This window comes from Agrobacterium sp. NPDC058088 (assembly GCF_042885035.1).
Classification (GTDB): domain Bacteria; phylum Pseudomonadota; class Alphaproteobacteria; order Rhizobiales; family Rhizobiaceae; genus Agrobacterium.
On the sequence record NZ_JBHVSU010000002.1, the window covers coordinates 791921 to 814240 of the forward strand.

Here is a 22320-nt window from a genome sequence, read left to right on the forward strand (position 1 = left end):
ACCTGTTTAAAAAGTCTGAATCTGCTTATTTTTCGGTATGTTACGGAGTGACACAGAGCTTCGGCCCAGTTGTCGGAATACGGAACAGAAGTCTCAATTTGGAATAAATGAGAGTAGGATAAAACGATTCCGGTGGTTCCGGTTTGTGAATCCGGTCATTCAACGCAAAATCGAAAGCAGGGCCGGCGACCTGATTCCTGTCCGGGGAATTCAAGGTAAAACGCTGACCGATCCGAAAACGACGAACACGCCAAAAGTTTATTTCTTAGAACTGGGAAAATGGTGGGCGATGAGAGACTCGAACTCCCGACATCCTCGGTGTAAACGAGGCGCTCTACCAACTGAGCTAATCGCCCTTCGCGTCTTGCGGATCATGTCCGCCGCGTCGGTGGCCGTGATGTATTCGGATCGGAAAAAAACCGCAAGGGCTTTTGTGAAGTTTTTTTGTTTTTTTTCGGGGAGGTTTTTCCCTCCGCCGAAGGGGAGGGGTAAAAAGCCGGGAACTGCGGGCTTTTTGGTAAAATCAGAAACCAATGACGTTCTGACGACCCTGTAGAAATGACGGTGGGAAAGCCGCTGGCTGTGGACAAGTTTTTTGTTTTCGTTGGGAAAAGCCCGCAAAACAGGGCATTTGCTGGAGCGTCGATAAAAGGCCCCAGGGTTTTTCCTGATCAAAATGAAAAAGCTTATTCTTTTGTCGTGAAACCTGCTTGACACCCCCGCACGAACGCCGTAGTTAGCCGCTCAACGAACAGCCGAGGCTGGTTCGTACGGCGGAACCAAGGTTCTGTCCGTCAGGATAAGCGGGTGTAGCTCAGTTGGTTAGAGTGCCGGCCTGTCACGCCGGAGGTCGCGGGTTCGAGCCCCGTCACTCGCGCCATCCTGTTCCTCGGAAAAAACGCAGATGAATGTCTGTGGAGCGCGGGTGTAGCTCAGTCGGTTAGAGTGCCGGCCTGTCACGCCGGAGGTCGCGGGTTCGAGCCCCGTCACTCGCGCCATTTTCTTCTTCCTGAAATGTATCCTCAAACCCAGATTGACGCGCGGTTTGCGCGCCTCAATTTCCGATGATTCTGATGCCTGATTCCGGGGTTTCAGGCGAGATTTTTCCTGCTTTTTTTAGTCAAGTTTCGATATCGGGATATCGTCACTTCGCCGCCGTTTCGACGTAAAATTCGTGTGACTTTTTTGCGGTTGCGTCCTGTAATCGATTATTATTGTATTTGAGGGACTTAGGTCGGAATTGTGGCCCAAATTTGCGTCAATTCCGGCAATATTGTTGCCAATCAATGCGGCAGGTGTCTTGAAATGGTGCCTAAACTCTTGCAGAGAGGGCGCGGCTGCGCTAACCACTTTGGCGTTGCAACATATTGTCCGCTCTTTGAGACTTAAGGTCACAAAGGCAGGCCCGGCACCCGGCCGGGCAGGGAAGAGACCATGACTGAACTCCTCAGTTCCTACATTCCGATCGCAATATTCATCGGTATCGCTCTCGTCATCGGCCTGGCGCTTCTCATTGCGCCGTTCGCTGTCGCTTACAAGGCGCCGGACCCGGAAAAGCTTTCTGCTTTCGAGTGCGGTTTCAATGCCTTCGACGATGCCCGCATGAAGTTCGATATCCGCTTTTATCTCGTGTCGATCCTGTTCATCATCTTCGACCTGGAAGTCGCCTTCCTGTTCCCATGGGCGGTGTCTTTCGGCGAAATGGGCTGGTTCGGTTTCTGGTCGATGATGGTGTTCCTTCTCGTTCTCACCATCGGCTTTATCTATGAGTGGAAGAAGGGAGCGCTGGAATGGGCATGAGCCAGAACAACAGCACGCTCGTCGCGCCGCAGCCGAAGGGGATCATCGATCCCTCAACCGGTAAGCCGGTTGGCAGCAACGATGCCTACTTCTCGGAAATCAACGACGAGTTGGCCGACAAGGGCTTTCTCGTCACCTCGACCGACGAGCTTATCACCTGGGCCCGTACCGGCTCCCTGATGTGGATGCAGTTCGGTCTGGCCTGCTGCGCCGTCGAGGGCCTGATGCAGGCTTCCGGTCCGCGTTACGACATGGAGCGCTTCGGCGTTGCCCCGCGCGCCTCGCCGCGCCAGTCGGACGTGATGATCGTTGCCGGCACGCTGACCAACAAGATGGCGCCGGCCCTGCGCAAGGTCTATGACCAGATGCCTGAGCCGCGTTACGTCATCTCCATGGGCTCCTGTGCCAATGGCGGCGGTTATTACCACTATTCCTATGCCGTGGTGCGTGGCTGCGACCGCGTCGTGCCGGTGGATATCTACGTTCCGGGCTGTCCCCCCACGGCGGAAGCGCTGCTTTACGGCGTGCTTCTGCTGCAAAAGAAAATTCGTCGTACCGGTACGATCGAGCGCTAAGGGCAAAGGACGATTTTGGAATGAGCGAAGCTCTCAACGATCTTGCTGCTTACGTTAAGGAAGCGCGCGGTTCACTCGTGGTGTCGGCCGATATCGCCTATGGCGAGCTGACGCTGAACACGACGCCCGAAAGCGTAATCGCGCTTCTGACCTTCCTGCGCGACGACGTGCAGTGCGGATTCGTCAATATCATCGATATCTGCGGCGTTGACTGGCCGCAGCGCGAGAAGCGTTTCGATGTCGTCTATCACCTGCTGTCGCCGCGCCAGAACCTGCGCGTTCGCGTCAAGCTGCAGGTGGCGGAAGACGAAGGCGTGCCGTCTTCGACCTCAGTTTTTATGGGCGCAGAGTGGTTCGAGCGCGAAGCATGGGACATGTATGGCATTCCTTTCGAAGGCCATAAGGACCTGCGTCGTATCCTCACCGACTACGGCTTCGAAGGCCACCCGCTGCGCAAGGATTTTCCGGTTACCGGCTTTGTGGAAGTGCGTTACGATGACGTTCTGAAACGGGTTCTTTATGAACCGGTCGAACTGAAGCAGGAATTCCGTAACTTCGACTTCCTTTCCCCTTGGGAAGGGACCGAATACGTTCTTCCCGGCGACGAAAAGGCCAAGCAATGAGCCAGGTCTCCGCGACAGAGCATGGCCAATGTCTTTGCGGCGCCGTCGGCCTCGAGGCCGTCATCGGCGCCCGCGAATTCGGCGTTTGCCATTGCTCCATGTGCCGCCGCTGGTCCGGCGGCGCGTTTCTGGCTGTCGAATGCGCTGATATCTCCGTCGAAAACGAGGAGAGCCTCGGCATCTATTCCTCGTCGGAGTGGGGCGAGCGCTGCTTCTGCAAGAACTGCGGCAGCACGCTGATGTGGCGCTCCAAGGATGGCAAGCATTTTGCCGTTTCGCTGCAGGCTTTTGACAACCCTTCCAGTTTCACGTTCGCGTCGCAGATTTTCACGGATGAGAAGCCTTCGAGCTATTCCTTCGCTGAGACCACGCAGAACATGACCGGCCCCGAATTCATCGCCATGATCACCTCGGCGGAGCACTAGTATGACTGAGCATAACGTCCGCAATTTCACGATCAACTTCGGTCCGGAACATCCGTCCGCGCACGGCGTGCTGCGTCTGGTTCTGGAACTGGACGGCGAAATCGTCGAGCGCGTTGATCCGCATATCGGTCTTCTGCATCGCGGAACCGAAAAGCTGATCGAGACGAAGACCTATCTGCAGGCTGTACCCTATTTCGACCGCCTCGATTACGTCGCGCCGATGAACCAGGAACATGCTTTCGCGCTCGCTGTCGAAAAGCTGCTGGGCCTCGAAATCCCGATGCGTGGACAGCTGATCCGCGTGCTTTATTCAGAAATCGGCCGCATCCTGTCGCACATCATGAACGTCACGACGCAGGCCATGGACGTCGGCGCCATGACGCCGCCGGTCTGGGGCTTCGAAGAACGCGAAAAGCTGATGGTGTTTTATGAGCGCGCCTGTGGCGCCCGCATGCACTCGGCCTATGTCCGTCCGGGCGGCGTCCACCAGGACCTGCCGCCGGAGCTGGTTGATGATATCGGCAAATGGTGCGATCCGTTTCTGACCGTTCTCGACAATATTGAAGGCCTGCTGACCGACAACCGCATCTACAAGCAGCGTAACGTCGATATCGGCGTCGTTTCGCTTGAAGACGCCTTTGCCTGGGGCTTCACCGGCGTCATGGTTCGCGGTTCGGGCGCTGCCTGGGATCTGCGTCGTTCGCAGCCTTATGAGTGCTATTCCGATCTGGAATTCGACATTCCTGTCGGCAAGAACGGCGACTGCTATGACCGTTACCTGATCCGCATGCAGGAAATGCGCGAATCGGTAAAGATCATGAAGCAGTGTGTCGATCTCCTGTCCGGCAAGCACCGCATCGGCCCGGTCTCCTCGCTGGATGGCAAGGTGGTTCCGCCCAAGCGCGGTGAGATGAAGCGGTCGATGGAAGCGCTGATCCACCACTTCAAGCTCTACACCGAAGGTTACCACGTTCCCGCTGGCGAAGTTTACGCCGCCGTGGAAGCGCCGAAGGGCGAGTTCGGTGTCTATGTGGTTGCCGATGGTTCCAACAAACCCTACCGCTGCAAGATCCGCGCGCCGGGTTATGCCCATCTGCAGGCGATGGATTTCCTGTGCAAGGGCCATCAGCTTGCCGACGTTACAGCCGTGCTCGGCTCTCTCGACATCGTGTTCGGGGAGGTCGACCGCTGATGCGTCTGCCGCTGGCCCTTCCGGCTTTTCTCGCAGTGATGACGGCACCGGTTCTTGCCCAGACGGCAACGGACGAGGGGGCTGTTGCGCTGTCGAGCGGCGGCTCTTCGACCATCAAGCAGCTTCTGTCGTCGGGATACGAGATCAAGGCCTCGGTTCCGAACGGCAGCAAGTTCATCGTGTTCATGCAAAAAGACAAGGCGGCTTATGCCTGCGAATTCGTCACGGTGGCGAGATCGCGGTGTGAGACGTTAAACTGAAAAGGCGTGAGGAAGTATGTCCGTTCGTCGACTAGCCGAAGATCAGTTCCAGCCCGTGGCTTTTGCCTTCAATGCGGAAAACACCGCATGGGCTGAAAAGACGATCAAAAAATACCCCGAGGGACGTCAGCAATCTGCCGTTATCCCGCTGCTTATGCGTGCGCAGGAGCAGGACGGCTGGGTTACCCGCGCCGCCATCGAAAAAGTCGCGGACATGCTCGACATGGCTTATATCCGTGTTCTTGAGGTCGCGACCTTCTATACGCAGTTCCAGCTGAAGCCGGTCGGCACGCGGGCTCACGTTCAGGTCTGCGGCACCACGCCCTGCATGCTGCGCGGCTCGGAAGCGCTGATGGATGTCTGCCGCAAGAAGATCCACCACGATCCGCTGCACACCAATGAGAGCGGCACGCTTTCCTGGGAAGAGGTGGAATGTCAGGGCGCCTGCGTTAACGCGCCGATGGTCATCATCTTCAAGGATGCCTATGAGGATCTGACGCCCGAGCGTCTGGAAGAGATCATCGACACGTTCGAGGCCGGCAAGGGCGACACGGTCAAGACCGGTCCGCAGATCGACCGTCACGAGTCGGTTCCGGTCGGTGGCCTGACGACGCTGACGGAAGAGATCAAGCCTGATCGTTCCAACCTCGACAAGCCGGCTGAACCGCCAGCAGAGGCAGCCCCCGTTCCGCCGTCCAACGCCGCAAAGCCGAAGACGGATGCGCCGGAAACCGATCCCAAGCTGAAGACGCCGGTCACTGAACCGAAGGCGGCTGCTGAAAATGCCAAAGCCGGGGAAAACGAATCGGCCGGCAAGGAACCTGTGGCGCCGAAGCCGTCGCTCGATTCCGCCGATCGCCCGGCCGGTATCGAACGCCCGGCCACGCCCGATGACCTGAAGCTGATTTCCGGCGTCGGTCCGAAAATCGAAGGCACGCTGCACGATCTCGGCATCTTCACATTTGCGCAGATCGCCGGCTGGAAACAGTCCGAATGCGATTGGGTCGATGGATATCTGAATTTCAAGGGCCGTATTGGCCGTGATGACTGGGTCAAGCAGGCCGAGGCGCTCGCCAAGGGTGGCGAAGCCGAGTATATCAGGGTCTTCGGCAAGAAGCCGCGGTAAGAGGTGAAGCATGTTAAAAGATCAGGATCGCATCTTTACCAATCTCTACGGCCTCAAGGACAAGTCCCTGAAGGGCGTGAGAGCGCGCGGCCACTGGGACGGCACCAAGCAGATCATCGAAAAGGGCCGTGACTGGATCATCAACGAGATGAAGGCTTCCGGCCTTCGCGGTCGCGGCGGCGCTGGCTTCCCGACGGGTCTCAAGTGGTCCTTCATGCCGAAGGAAAATGACGGCCGTCCGCATTATCTCGTCGTTAACGCCGACGAATCCGAGCCCGGCACCTGCAAGGACCGCGAAATCCTGCGCAACGATCCGCACACGCTGATCGAAGGCTGCGTGATTGCCGGTTTTGCCATGGGCGCGCACACGGCCTACATCTACGTTCGCGGCGAATATATGCGCGAACGTGAGGCCCTCCAGGCGGCGATCGACGAATGTTACGATGCCGGCCTGCTCGGCAAGAACAACAAGAACGGCTGGGATTTCGACATCTACGTCCATCACGGCGCAGGTGCCTATATCTGCGGCGAAGAGACGGCTCTGCTCGAGAGCCTTGAAGGCAAGAAGGGCCAGCCGCGCCTGAAGCCGCCGTTCCCGGCCAATATGGGTCTTTACGGCTGCCCGACGACCGTCAACAACGTTGAATCGATCGCGGTTGCCCCGACCATTCTGCGCCGCGGCGCTGCCTGGTTCTCGTCCATCGGCCGTCCCAACAACGTCGGCACCAAGCTGTTCATGGTGTCAGGCCATGTTGAGCGTCCCTGCACCTTCGAAGACGCGCTGGGCCTGTCCTTCCGCGAGCTGATCGAACACCATTGCGGTGGTATTCGTGGCGGCTGGGACAATCTTCTCGGCGTCATCCCCGGCGGCGCTTCCTGCCCCATCGTTCGCGGTGAGGACATGAAAGACGCCATCATGGACTTCGATGGCATGCGCGAAGTGAAGTCTTCCTTCGGCACGGGCGGCATGATCGTCATGGACAAGTCCACCGACGTCATCAAGGCGATTGCCCGCATCGCGGCCTTCTTCAAGCACGAAAGCTGCGGCCAGTGCACGCCGTGCCGTGAAGGCACCGGCTGGATGTGGCGCGTGCTGGAACGCATGGTCAAGGGTAACGCGCAGAAGCGCGAAATCGACATGCTGTTTGAAGTGACGAAGCAGATCGAAGGCCACACCATCTGTGCGCTCGGCGACGCCGCCGCATGGCCGGTACAGGCGCTGATCCGCAATTTCCGTCCGGAAATCGAAAAGCGCATCGACCAATATACCTACAGGGCCATGGATGATGGCGCTGTTCTGGAAGCCGCTGAATAAGCGTTGAGGCTTCGAGCGGAGCCGGAATTTCCGGCCTCGCGACACCATGAAGCGCCTGGCAGACGATTAAAGGTGCCGGGCGTGATTAAGGATTTGTTGCGGACCGTGTGAGACATGGGACGAACAGGCAACAGGACGTAAGTAGAACCATGGCAAAGCTCAAGGTTGACGGTAAAGAGATCGAGGTTCCGGATCATTTCACGCTGTTGCAGGCGTGCGAGGAGGCTGGCGCCGAAGTTCCGCGCTTTTGTTTTCATGAGCGCTTGTCGGTCGCGGGTAACTGCCGCATGTGTCTCATCGAGGTAAAGGGCGGACCGCCGAAGCCGGCCGCTTCCTGCGCCATGGGCGTGCGCGACGTTCGCGGCGGCCCGAACGGCGAATTGCCTGAAGTTTTCACCAACACGCCGATGGTCAAGAAGGCTCGCGAAGGTGTGATGGAGTTCCTGCTCATCAACCACCCGCTGGATTGCCCGATCTGCGATCAGGGCGGCGAATGCGACCTGCAGGACCAGGCAATGGCCTTTGGTATCGCCGGTTCGCGTTATGCGGAAAACAAGCGCGCGGTCGAAGACAAATATATCGGCCCGCTCGTCAAGACGGTTATGAACCGCTGCATCCACTGCACGCGTTGCGTCCGTTTCACCACGGAAGTTGCCGGCATTGCCGAACTCGGCCTTATCGGCCGCGGCGAAGATGCCGAAATCACCACCTATCTCGAGCAGGCTATGACCTCGGAGCTGCAGGGCAACGTCGTTGACCTCTGCCCGGTCGGCGCGCTCACCTCCAAGCCTTTCGCCTTCACCGCCCGTCCGTGGGAACTGAACAAGACCGAAACCATCGACGTGATGGACGCGCTCGGTTCGGCCATCCGCGTCGATACTCGCGGCCGCGAAGTCATGCGCGTCATGCCGCGTGTTAACGAAGCCATCAACGAAGAGTGGATTTCCGACAAGAGCCGCTTCATCTGGGACGGCCTGAAGACTCAGCGCCTCGACCGGCCATACGTCCGGAAGGATGGTCGCCTTCAGCCCGCAACCTGGGGCGAAGCCTTCGGCGCGATCAAGCAGGCTGTTGCCACGACGTCCGGCAACAAGATCGGCGCGATCGCCGGCGATCTGTCGTCTGTCGAAGAAATGTTCGCGCTGAAGTCGCTTCTCGCTTCGCTCGGCTCGGCCAATGTGGATTGCCGTCAGGATGGCGCAGCGCTTGACCCGTCGCTCGGCCGAGCCAGCTACCTGTTCAATTCCACCATCGAAGGTATCGAACAGGCCGACGCCCTGCTGATCGTTGGCTCCAACCCGCGTTACGAAGCGGCCGTCCTCAACGCCCGCATTCGCAAGCGCTGGCGTCGTGGCGGCTTCCCGATCGGCGTGATCGGCGAAGCCGGCGAGCTGCGTTACAATTACGAATATCTTGGTTCGGGTTCTGAAACGCTCTCCGATCTCGCCAATGGCTCCCACAGCTTCATTGAGAAGCTGAAGTCCGCCAAGAATCCGCTGATCATCATCGGTCAGGGTGCTTTGTCCCGCGCTGATGGCGCTGCCGTTCTTGCGGCTGCTGCCAAGCTCGCGACCTCGGTCGGCGCTGTCACCGAAGAGTGGAACGGCTTCTCGGTTCTGCATACTGCCGCTGCCCGCGTTGGCGGTCTCGATATCGGCTTCGTGCCGGGCGAGGGCGGTATCGCTGCAGCCGACATGGTTGCCTCGATGGATGTTCTCTTCCTGCTCGGCGCCGATGAACTCGACCTGTCGAACAAGGGTGCGAAATTCACCGTCTATATCGGCAGCCATGGCGATCAGGGCGCGATGAACGCCGATGTCATCCTTCCGGGTGCGGCCTATACCGAGAAGTCCGGTATCTGGGTCAACACCGAAGGTCGCGTGCAGGTCGGCAACCGTGCCGGTTTTGCACCGGGCGAAGCCCGTGAAGACTGGGCGATCCTGCGTGCGCTGTCCGACGTCCTCGGCAAGAAGCTGCCCTTCGATTCGCTGTCTGCCCTGCGCGGCCAGCTCTACGTCGCGCATCCGCATCTGGCGGAAACCGACGAGATCGTTGCCGGCAAGGCTTCGGATATCGAGGCTCTCGCTGCTAAAACCGGCTCGCTCGTGAAGTCGGCGTTTGCTTCGCCGGTAAAAGACTTTTATTTGACGAACCCGATTGCGCGCGCCTCTGCCGTCATGGCCGAGTGCTCCGCATTGGCCCGCAACAATTTCCAGGCTGCGGCAGAGTAAGGGTAGGGGATTATGGAATCGTTTTTCTGGAGCTACGTCTGGCCCGCGCTGATCATGGTCGGCCAGTCCCTGCTGCTTCTTGTCGTTCTTCTGGTGTCGATCGCGTTTCTGCTTCTCGCTGACCGTAAGGTCTGGGCGGCGGTTCAGCTGCGCCGTGGTCCGAACGTCGTTGGTCCCTTTGGTCTGTTCCAGTCCTTCGCCGACCTTCTGAAGTTCATCCTCAAGGAGCCCGTCATTCCGGCCGGCGCCAACAAGGCCGTCTTCCTTCTGGCGCCGCTGGTTGCCGTGACGCTGGCGCTTGCCACCTACGCGGTCATTCCCTTCGCCGATGGCTGGGTTGTCGCCAATATCAATGTCGGCATTCTCTACATCTTCGCGATCTCGTCGCTTGAAGTGTACGGCATCATCATGGGTGGCTGGGCTTCGAACTCGAAATATCCGTTCCTCGGCGCGCTGCGTTCCGCTGCGCAGATGGTGTCCTACGAAGTCTCGATCGGTCTCGTCATCGTCACCGTTCTGCTTTGCGTTGGCTCGCTGAACCTCACGGATATCGTTCTTGCCCAGCGCACCGGCCTCGGCACCATGCTTGGCCTGCCTGCCTCGTTCCTCGACTGGCACTGGCTGTCGCTGTTCCCGATGTTCATCGTGTTCTTCATTTCGGGCCTCGCCGAAACCAACCGTCCGCCCTTCGACCTTCCGGAAGCGGAATCGGAACTGGTTGCCGGTCACATGGTGGAATATGGCTCCACGCCCTACATGATGTTCATGCTCGGTGAATATGCCGCGATCGTGCTGATCTGCTGCCTCACCACCATTCTTTTCCTTGGCGGCTGGCTGCCGATCGTGGATGTGTGGTTCCTGAACTGGGTGCCGGGTATCATCTGGTTCGCGCTGAAGGGCTGCATGGTCTTCTTCATGATCGCGCTCACCAAGGCCTTCGTTCCGCGTTACCGTTACGACCAGCTCATGCGCCTCGGCTGGAAGGTTTTCCTGCCGCTGTCGCTCGCCATGGTCGTTATCGTTGCATTCGTACTGAAGCTGACGGGGTGGGCCGGTTGATGTCCATACTCCTCGCTCAAAGATCTGGAGACTGAGATGGCAAGCCTCTCCCAAGCCGTCAACTCGCTGTTCCTCAAGGAATTCGTCGGCGCGATCTTCCTGACGATGCGTCACTTCTTCAAGCAGAAGGCGACGATCAATTATCCTTTCGAAAAGGGTCCGGTTTCGCCGCGCTTCCGTGGCGAACATGCGCTGCGCCGCTACCCGAACGGTGAAGAACGCTGCATCGCCTGCAAGCTGTGCGAAGCGATCTGTCCTGCTCAGGCGATCACCATCGAAGCTGGCCCGCGTCGCAACGACGGCACGCGCCGCACGGTGCGTTACGATATCGACATGGTGAAGTGCATCTATTGCGGCTTCTGCCAGGAAGCCTGCCCGGTGGATGCCATCGTCGAAGGCCCGAACTTCGAATTCGCGACGGAAACCCGCGAGGAGCTTTATTTCGACAAGCAGAAGCTTCTCGATAATGGCGACCGCTGGGAGCGTGAAATCGCGCGCAACCTCGCACTGGATGCACCTTACCGTTAAGGTGCAACCGTCTTTCCGGGGGCAACCCCGGAGAGCGATGAAAAGTAAAATGCCTGCGCGGTTTTCGCCGGCGGGGACGAAACGGGCGAGGGGGCGTTAAGCCCTCTTCTCCCGATGAGGACAAGAAGGCACCAAGATGGGTCTGCACGCTGTATTCTTTTATATATTCGCTTTCGTCGCCGTGGCGTCTGCGTTCATGGTCATCGCCTCGAAGAACCCCGTTCATTCGGTGCTCTTCCTGATTTTGACCTTTTTCAACGCAGCCGCGCTGTTCCTGCTGACGGGGGCCGAGTTCCTCGCCATGATCCTGCTGGTGGTTTATGTGGGCGCGGTGGCGGTGCTGTTCCTCTTCGTCGTCATGATGCTGGACGTGGATTTCGCCGAGCTGCGCTCCGGTGTGCTGCAATATGCCCCTATTGGCGCGCTGATCGGCGTTATCCTGGCAGCGGAACTGATCGTTGTCGTCGGTGGCAGCATGCTGAACCCGATCGCGGCAAAGTCGATCACCATGCCCATCCCGCCTGTGACCGAACGCACCAATACGGCCGCACTCGGCGATGTGCTCTATACCAATTACATTTACTTCTTCCAGCTCGCCGGTCTCGTGCTGCTGGTGGCCATGATCGGCGCCATCGTGCTGACCCTGCGTCATCGCACCGACATCAAGCGGCAGGATATTTCCACGCAGGTCGGCCGCGACCCGAAGACTGCCGTCACCACGGTCAAGGTCAAGCCGGGCCAGGGCATCTGAAGGCGAACGGATCCAAGGAAACAGAATATGGAAATCGGTCTTTCCCACTACCTGACGGTCAGCGCCATTCTCTTCACGATCGGCGTCTTCGGCATCTTCCTCAACAGGAAGAACGTCATCGTCATCCTGATGTCGATCGAGCTCATCCTGCTTGCGGTCAATCTTAACATGGTGGCGTTCTCGTCGTTCCTGAATGACATCGTCGGCCAGGTCTTCGCATTGTTCATCCTGACCGTTGCTGCTGCCGAAGCGGCCATCGGTCTTGCAATACTCGTTGTCTTCTACCGCAACCGCGGATCGATTGCTGTCGAAGACGTCAATATGATGAAGGGCTGATAAGGCTATGATCTACAAGGCTATCGTCTTTCTTCCCCTGATCGGCTTCCTGATCGCCGGCCTGTTCGGCCGCTCCATCGGCGCCAAGGCTTCTGAATATGTCACCACCGGTCTGATGATCGTGGTCGCCATCCTGTCGTGGATCGTCTTCTTCACCGTAGCACTCGCCCACGGCGAGCCGGGCGAGGTGATCAAGGTCACCGTCTTGCGCTGGATCCAGTCCGGCGGCATCGACGTGGAGTGGGCTTTCCGCATCGATACGCTGACTGCCGTCATGTTCGTCGTCGTCAACACCGTCTCGACGCTGGTGCACCTTTATTCGATCGGATACATGCACCACGATCCGCATCGTCCGCGCTTCTTCGCCTATCTGTCGCTCTTCACCTTCGCCATGCTGATGCTGGTGACCTCGGACAACCTGCTGCAGATGTTCTTCGGCTGGGAAGGCGTGGGTCTGGCGTCCTATCTGCTGATCGGCTTCTGGTTCAAGAAGCCATCCGCATCTGCCGCCGCGATGAAGGCATTCATCGTCAACCGCGTTGGTGACTTCGGCTTCATTCTCGGCATTGGCGGCGTGTTCGTCCTGTTCGGCTCGATCAATTTCGAAACGATCTTTGCTGCGGCCGCTACATACTTGCCGGCTGAAGGCGCTGCTTCCACGGATACGGTCATCAACCTGTTCGGCATGCATCTGGACAAGGCGAATGCAATGACGGGCGTCTGCCTGCTGCTCTTCATGGGCGCCATGGGTAAGTCGGCGCAGTTCCTGCTGCACACCTGGCTGCCTGACGCGATGGAAGGCCCGACCCCGGTGTCTGCCCTCATTCACGCCGCAACCATGGTCACCGCCGGCGTGTTCCTCGTCGCCCGCATGTCGCCGCTGTTCGAATTGTCGCATGATGCCTTGACCATCGTAACGCTGATCGGCGCGATCACCGCCTTCTTTGCGGCAACCGTTGGCCTTGTACAGAACGACATCAAGCGCGTTATCGCGTACTCGACCTGCTCGCAGCTCGGTTACATGTTCGTGGCGCTCGGCGTCGGCGCGTATGGCGCTGCCGTATTCCACCTCTTCACGCACGCCTTCTTCAAGGCCCTGCTGTTCCTGTGCGCCGGCTCGGTCATCCATGCCGTCGATGGCGAGCAGGACATGCGGTATATGGGCGGTCTGCGCAAGCATATCCCCATCACCTTCTGGACCATGACTGTCGGCACGCTGGCGCTGACCGGCGTTGGTATCCCGGGAACGATGATCGGTTTTGCCGGCTTCTTTTCCAAGGACGTCATCATCGAATCCGCCTATGCCTCGCACTCGGTTCTGTCCGGTTTTGCCTTCACGCTGCTGGTCATCGCCGCGCTGTTCACCAGCTTCTACTCCTGGCGTCTGGCCTTCATGACCTTCTTCGGCAAGCCGCGCGCATCTGCCGATGTCATGCACCATGTGCATGAATCGCCGATGGTCATGCTGATCCCGCTCTTCATCCTCACCGTTGGCGCGATCTTTGCCGGTGTTGCCTTCGAAGGTTATTTCTTCGGCCACGAATATGCCGAGTTCTGGAAGGGCGCTCTCTTTACGCTCCCGGAAAATGAGATACTCGAAGAGTTCCACCACGTTCCGCTGTGGGTGAAGTGGAGCCCGTTCTTCGCAATGGCGCTTGGTTTCGTGACCGCATGGTACATGTACATCAAGTCGCCGGAGACGCCGAAGCGTCTGGCCGAGACCCATCGTGGGCTCTACCAGTTCCTTCTCAACAAGTGGTACTTCGACGAACTCTATGACTTCCTCTTCGTTCGTTCCGCAAAGGCGCTCGGCCGCTTCCTGTGGAAGAAGGGTGACGTCGCCGTCATTGACCACTATGGACCGAACGGCATTGCAGCGCGTGTGGTTGACGTGACCAACCGCATGGTCCGCCTGCAATCCGGTTACCTCTATCACTATGCCTTTGCGATGCTGATCGGCATCGCGGCGCTTGTCACCTGGATGATGCTCGGGAGTGCCCTCTGATGACCGATTGGCCCATTCTTTCAACGGTCACCTTTCTGCCGCTTGTCGGCGTGGTGCTCCTGCTTCTGACGAATGAGAACGGCCCCTATGGTCGCCGCAACATTCTCAACGTCTCGCTGCTGACGACGGTCTTCACCTTCATCGTATCGCTGTTCATCTGGATCGGGTTCGACAATTCGAACCCGGGATTCCAGATGGTCGAGAAGCATCAGTGGTTCGGCAACATCGCCGCATACCATCTGGGTGTTGACGGCATCTCCATGCTCTTCGTCATCCTCACCACCTTCCTCATGCCCTTCTGCGTGCTGGCAAGCTGGGATTCGATCGAAAAGCGAATCAAGGAATACATGATTGCCTTCCTGCTGCTGGAAGTCGTCATGATCGGCGTCTTTGTGGCGCTGGATACTGTTCTGTTCTACGTCTTCTTCGAAGCGACGCTGATCCCGATGTTCATCATCATCGGTGTGTGGGGCGGCAAGGATCGCGTTTACGCCTCCTACAAGTTCTTCCTCTACACGCTGCTCGGCTCGGTTCTGACCATGCTCGCCATCATGGCCATGTATTGGCAGGCCGGCACGACCGATATGACGGAACTGCTGAAATACGGCTTCCCCGCTGGCATGCAGACTTGGCTGTGGCTCGCCTGTTTTGCCGCCTTCTCGGTCAAGATGCCGATGTGGCCGGTGCACACCTGGCTGCCTGATGCGCACGTTCAGGCGCCGACCGCAGGTTCGGTCATTCTGGCTGGCGTCATGCTCAAGCTCGGCGGTTACGGTTTCATCCGCTTCTCGCTGTCGATGTTCCCCTTGGCATCGGACTATTTCGCACCCTTCGTCTTCACGCTGTCGGTTCTCGCCATCGTCTATACCTCGCTGGTGGCGATGATGCAGGACGACATCAAGAAGCTGATCGCCTATTCCTCCGTCGCCCACATGGGTTACGTGACCATGGGCATCTTCGCCGCCAACGTTCAGGGCGTGCAGGGCGCAATCTTCCAGATGCTGTCGCACGGTATCGTGTCGGGCGCGCTCTTCCTCTGCGTCGGCGTTGTCTATGACCGTCTCCATACCCGCGAAATCGCGGCCTATGGCGGCCTCGTTAACAACATGCCGAAATATGCCGTGGCCTTCATGATCTTCACCATGGCCAATGTCGGTCTGCCCGGCACCTCCGGCTTCATCGGTGAATTCCTCACGCTGATCGGTGTCTTCCGCGCCAACACGCTGGTTGCACTTTTTGCGGCAACCGGTGTCATCCTCTCGGCCGCCTATGCGCTGTGGCTCTATCGCCGCGTGATCTTTGGTGCGCTGGAGAAGGAAAGCCTGAAGAGCCTGCTCGATCTGTCGACCCGCGAGAAGGTTATCCTTTATCCCCTGGTCGTGCTGACGATCTTCTTCGGTGTCTATCCGGCACCGGTGTTCGATGCGACAGCCGCATCGGTCGATCTTCTGGTAAACAACTATTCGGCTGCACTGCAGGCGGCGCAAAATGTTGCGCTCTCTATGAATTGACGACAGGACCCGTTGGACATGACCGCTGAAATCCTTTTTGCCAGTCTGCACATTGCGACGCCCGAGCTGATCCTTGCGGTCGGCGCGCTGGCGCTGCTCATGATTGGCGTCTTCTCGGGCGACAAGTCGACAACGACGGTCACCGGCCTTGCCGTTGCCCTCCTGCTCGTCGTCGGTCTCTGGATCATCTTTGCCCCTGCATCGGGCGTGGCTTTCGGCGGTGTCTACATCGCCGATGCCTTCGGTAACTTCATGAAAGTGCTGGCGCTGATCGGCTCCATCACCGCCATGATCCTCGCCGTCGGCCAAGGCCGCTTCGAGCCGATCGGACGTTTCGAATATCCGGTGCTGCTGGTTCTCGCGACGCTCGGCATCCTGCTGATGATCTCGGCCAACAACCTGATCTCGCTCTACATGGCGCTGGAACTTCAATCGCTCGCGCTCTACGTCGTCTGCGCGATCAACCGCGAGAGCTTGCGCTCTACGGAAGCGGGCCTGAAATACTTCGTTCTCGGCGCACTGTCCTCCGGCATGCTGCTCTACGGCATGTCGCTGGTTTACGGCTTCACCGGAAATACGGGCTTTACGGAAATTGCCCAGGTTCTGGCGTCCGAAACCCGTTCGCTCGGCCTCGTTTTCGGTCTGGTCTTCGTTCTCGCCGGTCTGGCGTTCAAGATTTCCGCCGTTCCGTTCCACATGTGGACGCCGGACGTTTATGAAGGCGCGCCGACCCCGGTCACGGCCTTCCTCTCGGCCGCACCGAAGATCGGCGCCATGGCGATCCTCGTTCGCATTGTCATAGAAGCGTTCCAGCCCGTCTTCGCCGACTGGCAGCAGATCGTCGTCTTCATCTCCATCGCGTCGATGCTGCTCGGCTCCTTCGCCGCAATCGGCCAGAAGAACATCAAGCGCCTGATGGCCTATTCTTCCATCGGTCACATGGGGTATGCGCTGGTCGGTCTTGCGGCCGGAACGGAAGCCGGTATCTCGGGCGTCATTCTTTACATGACCATCTACATGGTGATGACGCTCGGCACCTTCGCCTGCATTCTATCCATGCGCCGCAAGGAAATCGGCAATGTCGAGACTGTCGAAGATCTGGCCGGTCTTTCGTCTTCCAACCCCTTCATGGCGGTGGTTCTGACGATCCTGATGTTCTCGCTTGCCGGCATTCCGCCGCTCGCCGGCTTCTTCGGCAAGTACTACGTGTTCCTGGCTGCCATCGAAGCAAAGCTTTATCCGCTCGCCATCATCGGTGTGATTGGCTCGGTTGTCGGCGCTTATTATTACATCCGCGTCGTCAAGGTCATGTGGTTTGATGAAGCTAAGGACAAGTTCGAGCGTCCGTCGGGTGAATTGAAGGTGGTTTATGCGCTTTCGGCCTTCTTCACCGTAGCCTTCATCGTCTTCGGCGGTGCACTTGGCAATGCGGTCACGGCTGCGGCGAAGACCTTCTTTTGAGCAGTACACGAAGGAATACGGGCCGGATGTCCATCGATGATATCAGGCACGAGGCGATGGCGGAAACGCCATCGACCAATCTGGAATGTTTCGCCCGGGCACGGGCGGGTGATGGCGGCAATCTGTGGGTTACCGCCATCCGCCAGACCGGCGGCCGCGGCCGCCGTGGCCGGCCCTGGGTGTCGGAGCCCGGCAATCTCTACGCCTCTCTTCTTCTGATTGACCCCGCGCCGATGGAGCGCATCGGCTCCCTGCCGCTCGCTTTTGCGCTCGCGGTCTATCGCGCCATTCGCGCGGTGCTGCCGCCGGGCGGCGAAGCGCTTGAAATCAAATGGCCGAACGATGTGCTGATCGGCCGCCGCAAGACCTGCGGCATTCTGATGGAAGCGGAGCTTTTGCCTGACGGGCGGCGCGCCATCGTCATCGGCATTGGTATCAATATCGCCCATAAGCCTGACAATCCGCTTTATCCCGTTACGATGCTGTCAGAACATGGTGCATCTTGCTCGCCCGAGGAACTATTTGCCCACCTTTTCCGTGAGACGGCCGAGGTTCTGCGCGAATGGGATGAGGGCAGGGGCGTATCTGCCATCATTGCCAGCTGGCGGGCAGCGGCCTGCGGCATTGGTGAACATATCACCGTCAATTTCCCTGACCGTTCGATCGGCGGGCGTTTTGTCGGAATTGATGATAATGGTTATCTGCTGCTGGATGAGGACGAGGGTGCAAGACGCTCGATCGCGGCCGGCGATGTGTTTTTCGGATGAGGTGAACGGTGATGGCAAAAAGGCCGCGCCGAACCCGGTCCCGGAGGTTGGAGCTTTCCTGCGGCTCATGAAATGCAGGGTGACAAACCGGTTCCGCATCGGCCCGGTCGATCAGATGGTTCAACAGGTCCGATGCTAGAGAGAGCGGCGGGCACGGCCAATTGCCGTTGCCTGCGCGCTTTCGTGAATGGATAAGAAAAACAATGGCTAAACAGGACGAACTGGTCTTTGTGCCGCTCGGCGGCGTGGGTGAAATCGGGATGAATCTGGCGCTTTACGGCTACGGGCCGGCAAGCAAGCGCGAGTGGATCATGGTCGATTGCGGCGTGACCTTTGCCGGCCTCGATCTTCCGGGTGTCGATCTCGTGCTGCCTGACATCAGTTACATCGCCGAGCAGAAAAAGAACCTCAAGGGCATCATCATCACCCACGCCCATGAGGACCACTATGGTGCGCTGAACGATCTCTGGCCCGGCCTGAATGTGCCGGTCTATGCCTCGCCATTCACGGCTGGCATGCTGGAGGCGAAGCGCGCCTATGAAGGCACGCGCGCCGAAATTCCGGTGACGATCTTCAAGGCTGGCGACCGTATCAACGTCGGCCCCTTCGAAATCGAAGCCGTTGGCGTCAACCACTCTATACCGGAGCCGATGTCGCTGGTCATCCGCACACCGCTCGGCAATGTCATCCACACCGGTGACTGGAAAATCGACGAAGCACCGTCACTTGGGCCGTTGACGGATGAAGCCCGCTTCCGCGCCATCGGTGAAGAGGGCGTGCTGGCGCTGATGTGCGATAGCACGAACTCCCTGCGGGATGGTGTGTCGCCTTCCGAGCATGAAGTTTCGGAAGGTCTGCGCCAGATCATCGAAAATGCCGAGGGACGCGTGGCCGTCACCACCTTCTCCTCCAATGTCGGGCGCATCCGCTCGATCGCGCAGGCGGCTGAGGCTGCCGGTCGCGAGGTGCTACTGCTTGGCTCGTCGCTGAAGCGCGTCGTCAACGTTTCGCAGGATCTCGGCATCATGGAAGGCATCAAGCCGTTCCTCGCTGAAGATGAGTTCGGCTATATTCCGCGTGATCGTGTGGTGCTGATCCTGACCGGCTCGCAGGGCGAACCGCGCGCTGCGCTTGCAAAGCTTTCCCGCGATGAGATGCGCAATGTGGCGCTCGCCTCCGGCGACACGGTGGTGTTTTCGTCGCGCGCCATTCCCGGTAACGAAAAGGCGATCATCGAGATCAAGAACGGCCTGATCGAACAGGGCGTGCACATTGTCACCGACAATGAGGCGCTCGTTCACGTCTCCGGCCATCCGCGTCGCAACGAGCTTCTGAGGATGTATGAATGGACGAAGCCGCAGATCGTCGTGCCTGTGCACGGCGAGGCAGCGCATCTGGTGGCGCAGAAGGAACTGGCCGAACAGGCTGGCATTTCCCAGGTGCCGAAGGTGCGCAATGGCAATGTTCTGCGCCTTGCGCCCGGTCCGGCCGAGGTGATCGACGATGTGCCACATGGCCGCGTCTTCAAGGACGGCAATCTCGTCGGTGACATGGACGAGATGGGCATCAGCAACCGCCGCAAGCTGTCCTTTGCTGGCCACGTCGCCGTTAATGTCGTGCTGGACAGCCGTTACGACTTCCTCGGCGATCCCGATGTCGTGCCTTTCGGCCTGCCGGAATTCGATGATGAGGATGAGGCGATGGAGGACACGCTTTATGACGCCGTGCTTGGCGCCGTCGAAAGCATTCCGCGCGCTCGCCGCAAGGATCTGGAACTGCTGCGTGAAGCCGTGCGCCGCGCCGTGCGCGCCGCCGCCAATCAGAGCTGGGGCAAAAAGCCGATCGTGACCGTGTTTGTGACAAAGGTCTGAGCCGGGGCTCTCGGCAATCAGCCGGGAGTTAGTTTCTTCTGCATCGATGTCAGGGCCGTGCCGGAAAGCGCGGCCCTTCTCATTTTTCTTTTAGGCTTTCTTGCGGAGAAATGATTCCGGTTTGCGGATGAATGCGTTACAAGAATCGCATTGTGCAGGAGGATCACATGCCGCTTCTTTCGGTCTTCGCCGTATATTTCATCGTTTGGTGGACGGTGCTTTTCATCGTGCTGCCGATTGGCCTGCGCACCCAGGACGATGAAGGCGATGTGGCGCTAGGGACGGTTGCCAGCGCGCCATCCAGCTTCAAGGGCGGACGGATCGTGTTATGGACGACGCTGATTTCTGCCCTGATCTGCGGAATATGGTATGGCGGAAGCTGGTGGTTTGGCATCAGCCTTGATGACTTACCGAGAATTATTCCCGTTTTCGACTAAAAAGGGCGCGGGCGCTGTCGCCCACTTCTACGTTTTCAAGCTGTGGGCTCGCCGAGGCATCTGCCTATGCAAAGGGCAATCTGCCGTGGATGCGTCGGATGCCCTGTCATATGGATGTCATATCTATCGTGCACACAGCAGAAGCCTGCCGGGCGCCTGATTCACCGCCGTAATTTTACCGAAATGACGGCGAGGGAGCCGAGGCGTATAGATAAGCAAAAAAAAACAAGGCCTTTCAGCCTTGTTTTCCAGGTTTCGCGTGATCTGTAACCGTTACCGGGGCAGCGACGAGCGCGCCTAAGATCTGATCCTCCCAAGACTGACCGCGAAAATGACAAGAATTTAAACTTCCTGCCTCTTTTGTAAGCTAAAGCTAGCCCAAAGCCCCATGCTTGTCATCTGATTTTTTGCATATTTGTTACAGTCGGCAAAAAATTCTCTGTGGTGCAATTTGTCGCACCGGATCAAGAATAATATTCCGATCAAAGCGTTTTGACGCGAATTAGCTATCGCGAAAATACCATGAAATGACCTTTATCGCTCTTTTCATGGCGGGTTTTCATCCGGGCCGGAAACCGCTATATCCGGCGCCAATATCCCTCTATTCGGGGCGATTCCCGCGCTTCACGCGCTGTCGTCCGCATCAATGGAAGCCGTCATGCGTCTTAGCCGTTACTTTTTGCCCATCCTGAAGGAAAACCCCAAGGAAGCTGAGATTGTTTCTCACCGCCTCATGCTGCGCGCCGGCATGATCCGGCAGCAGTCGGCTGGCATTTATTCCTGGCTGCCGCTCGGCAAGCGTGTGCTTGATAAGGTCAACAAGATCATCCGCGAGGAGCAGAACCGCTCCGGCGCCATCGAGCTTCTGATGCCGACCCTGCAATCGGCCGAACTCTGGCAGGAAAGCGGTCGTTACGACGACTACGGCAAGGAAATGCTGCGCATCAAGGACCGCCAGGATCGTCAGATGCTCTATGGGCCCACCAACGAGGAGATGATCACCGACATCTTCCGATCCTATGTGAAGTCCTACAAGAACCTGCCGCTGAACCTCTATCATATCCAGCTGAAGTTCCGCGACGAGGTGCGTCCGCGTTTCGGCACCATGCGCTCGCGCGAATTCCTGATGAAGGACGCTTATTCCTTTGACCTTACGAAGGAAGACGCGATCCATTCCTACAACAAGATGTTCGTGGCATACCTGCGCACATTCGAACGGCTGGGCCTCCGTGCCATTCCGATGCGCGCCGATACCGGCCCGATCGGCGGCAATCACAGCCATGAATTCATCATTCTGGCCGATACCGGCGAATCCGAAGTCTTCTGCCACAAGAGCTTCCTGGACCGCGCCATTCCCGCTGAAAGCACCGACTTCGACGATGTTGCAGCGTTGCAGGGCGTGTTCGACGAATGGACGGCCGATTACGCCGCCACCTCTGAAATGCACGATGAAGCCGCCTATGACGCGATTCCCGAAGGCGAGCGCCTTTCGGCACGCGGCATCGAAGTCGGCCACATCTTCTATTTCGGCACGAAATATTCCGAGCCGATGGGCGCGAAAGTGCAAGGCAAGGACGGCAAGGAACATCCTGTCCACATGGGTTCCTATGGCATCGGGCCCACACGCCTTGTTCCCGCCATCATTGAAGCATCGCATGACGAGAACGGAATCATCTGGCCGGCTTCGGTCGCTCCTTTCGACGTCGTGATCATCAACATGAAGGCTGGAGATGCAGCCTGCGATGCAGCTTGTGAAAAGCTGTATTACCAGCTCTCCAATGCCGGCAAGGATGTTCTCTACGACGATACGGACGACCGTGCAGGCCAGAAATTCGCCACGGCCGATCTGATTGGCGTGCCGCTGCAGATCATTGTCGGCCCGCGTTCGGCCGCGAATGGCGAAGTCGAAGTGAAGGATCGCAAGACCGGCGAACGGGAAACCGTCACTGTCGAGGCGGCGATGAACAGGGTGCTCGGCTAAGCGAGCGGAAAGCGGAGCGGCTTCATCCGAAGTCCGCTCGGGTTTCGTCGCACAGCCGCAGAAAGA

General features: G+C 58.4%; 20 protein-coding genes and 3 tRNA genes. 22 read left to right on the forward strand and 1 reads right to left on the reverse strand.

The annotated features are described in order from the left end of the window. Positions 1–280: 280 nt before the first annotated feature. Positions 281–356 (reverse strand) — tRNA-Val (locus ACFVTJ_RS09235). A 447-nt stretch (positions 357–803) separates the two neighbouring features. Here ACFVTJ_RS09235 and ACFVTJ_RS09240 point away from each other — a divergent pair. The 22 genes from ACFVTJ_RS09240 (at position 804) to proS (ending at position 22254) form a co-directional block, all read left to right on the forward strand. Beyond that, a tRNA-Asp gene (locus ACFVTJ_RS09240) sits at positions 804–880 on the forward strand. A gap of 41 nt (positions 881–921) precedes the next feature. Beyond that, positions 922–998, forward strand: a tRNA-Asp gene (locus ACFVTJ_RS09245). A 436-nt stretch (positions 999–1434) separates the two neighbouring features. Further along, positions 1435–1800, forward strand: a complete 366-nt coding sequence (locus tag ACFVTJ_RS09250; protein WP_003496469.1) for an NADH-quinone oxidoreductase subunit A — start codon at positions 1435–1437, stop codon at positions 1798–1800. Further along, a complete protein-coding gene (locus ACFVTJ_RS09255) occupies positions 1791–2375 on the forward strand; it encodes a NuoB/complex I 20 kDa subunit family protein (RefSeq protein ID WP_386906578.1) in 585 nt (194 codons plus the stop codon). The genes ACFVTJ_RS09250 and ACFVTJ_RS09255 overlap by 10 nt, the downstream gene beginning before the upstream one ends. A 20-nt stretch (positions 2376–2395) precedes the next feature. Next, positions 2396–2998 (forward strand): NADH-quinone oxidoreductase subunit C, encoded by a 603-nt coding sequence (locus tag ACFVTJ_RS09260; RefSeq protein WP_020012324.1) that lies wholly within the window; start codon positions 2396–2398, stop codon positions 2996–2998. After that, complete coding sequence (locus ACFVTJ_RS09265) at positions 2995–3423, forward strand: GFA family protein (RefSeq protein ID WP_386906580.1); 429 nt, start codon at positions 2995–2997, stop codon at positions 3421–3423. Before ACFVTJ_RS09260 ends, ACFVTJ_RS09265 begins: the two co-directional genes overlap by 4 nt. Before the next feature lies 1 nt (position 3424). After that, positions 3425–4615, forward strand: coding sequence for an NADH-quinone oxidoreductase subunit D (locus ACFVTJ_RS09270; RefSeq protein ID WP_020012326.1), 1191 nt, complete (start codon positions 3425–3427; stop codon positions 4613–4615). After that, positions 4615–4875 (forward strand): hypothetical protein, encoded by a 261-nt coding sequence (locus tag ACFVTJ_RS09275; protein WP_386906583.1) that lies wholly within the window; start codon positions 4615–4617, stop codon positions 4873–4875. The genes ACFVTJ_RS09270 and ACFVTJ_RS09275 overlap by 1 nt, the downstream gene beginning before the upstream one ends. Before the next feature lie 16 nt (positions 4876–4891). Continuing rightward, positions 4892–6001: an NADH-quinone oxidoreductase subunit NuoE gene (gene nuoE, locus ACFVTJ_RS09280; RefSeq protein ID WP_386906584.1), complete on the forward strand. Its 1110-nt coding sequence runs from the start codon at positions 4892–4894 to the stop codon at positions 5999–6001. 10 nt (positions 6002–6011) lie between these two features. Then, positions 6012–7316 carry an NADH-quinone oxidoreductase subunit NuoF gene (gene nuoF / locus ACFVTJ_RS09285; protein ID WP_020012329.1) on the forward strand — a complete coding sequence of 435 codons (1305 nt, stop codon included), beginning with the start codon at positions 6012–6014 and terminating at the stop codon, positions 7314–7316. 149 nt (positions 7317–7465) lie between these two features. Next, positions 7466–9547, forward strand: coding sequence for an NADH-quinone oxidoreductase subunit NuoG (gene nuoG, locus ACFVTJ_RS09290; protein ID WP_386906586.1), 2082 nt, complete (start codon positions 7466–7468; stop codon positions 9545–9547). A gap of 12 nt (positions 9548–9559) precedes the next feature. Then, positions 9560–10606 carry an NADH-quinone oxidoreductase subunit NuoH gene (nuoH, locus tag ACFVTJ_RS09295; protein ID WP_063951196.1) on the forward strand — a complete coding sequence of 349 codons (1047 nt, stop codon included), beginning with the start codon at positions 9560–9562 and terminating at the stop codon, positions 10604–10606. Positions 10607–10642: 36 nt separating this feature from the next. Continuing rightward, positions 10643–11134, forward strand: coding sequence for an NADH-quinone oxidoreductase subunit NuoI (gene nuoI / locus ACFVTJ_RS09300; RefSeq protein WP_004441327.1), 492 nt, complete (start codon positions 10643–10645; stop codon positions 11132–11134). Between the two features lie 136 nt (positions 11135–11270). Further along, positions 11271–11885, forward strand: coding sequence for an NADH-quinone oxidoreductase subunit J (locus ACFVTJ_RS09305; RefSeq protein WP_386906589.1), 615 nt, complete (start codon positions 11271–11273; stop codon positions 11883–11885). Positions 11886–11912: 27 nt separating this feature from the next. Next, complete coding sequence (nuoK, locus tag ACFVTJ_RS09310) at positions 11913–12221, forward strand: NADH-quinone oxidoreductase subunit NuoK (protein WP_138795558.1); 309 nt, start codon at positions 11913–11915, stop codon at positions 12219–12221. 7 nt (positions 12222–12228) lie between these two features. After that, on the forward strand, positions 12229–14226 hold the full coding sequence (gene nuoL / locus ACFVTJ_RS09315; protein ID WP_386906591.1) for an NADH-quinone oxidoreductase subunit L: 1998 nt from the start codon (positions 12229–12231) through the stop codon (positions 14224–14226). Then, positions 14226–15737 carry an NADH-quinone oxidoreductase subunit M gene (locus ACFVTJ_RS09320; protein ID WP_386906593.1) on the forward strand — a complete coding sequence of 504 codons (1512 nt, stop codon included), beginning with the start codon at positions 14226–14228 and terminating at the stop codon, positions 15735–15737. The genes nuoL and ACFVTJ_RS09320 overlap by 1 nt, the downstream gene beginning before the upstream one ends. Positions 15738–15755: 18 nt before the next feature. Beyond that, a complete protein-coding gene (nuoN, locus tag ACFVTJ_RS09325; protein ID WP_386906595.1) occupies positions 15756–17198 on the forward strand; it encodes an NADH-quinone oxidoreductase subunit NuoN in 1443 nt (480 codons plus the stop codon). A gap of 26 nt (positions 17199–17224) precedes the next feature. Beyond that, positions 17225–17965 carry a biotin--[acetyl-CoA-carboxylase] ligase gene (locus tag ACFVTJ_RS09330; RefSeq protein WP_004441337.1) on the forward strand — a complete coding sequence of 247 codons (741 nt, stop codon included), beginning with the start codon at positions 17225–17227 and terminating at the stop codon, positions 17963–17965. A 203-nt stretch (positions 17966–18168) separates the two neighbouring features. After that, entirely contained in the window at positions 18169–19836 is a 1668-nt protein-coding gene (locus ACFVTJ_RS09335) for a ribonuclease J (RefSeq protein WP_386906597.1), read from the forward strand. Positions 19837–19967: 131 nt separating this feature from the next. Beyond that, a complete protein-coding gene (locus ACFVTJ_RS09340) occupies positions 19968–20273 on the forward strand; it encodes a DUF1467 family protein (protein ID WP_386906599.1) in 306 nt (101 codons plus the stop codon). 658 nt (positions 20274–20931) lie between these two features. Further along, entirely contained in the window at positions 20932–22254 is a 1323-nt protein-coding gene (proS, locus tag ACFVTJ_RS09345) for a proline--tRNA ligase (RefSeq protein WP_386906601.1), read from the forward strand. Positions 22255–22320 lie beyond the last annotated feature (66 nt).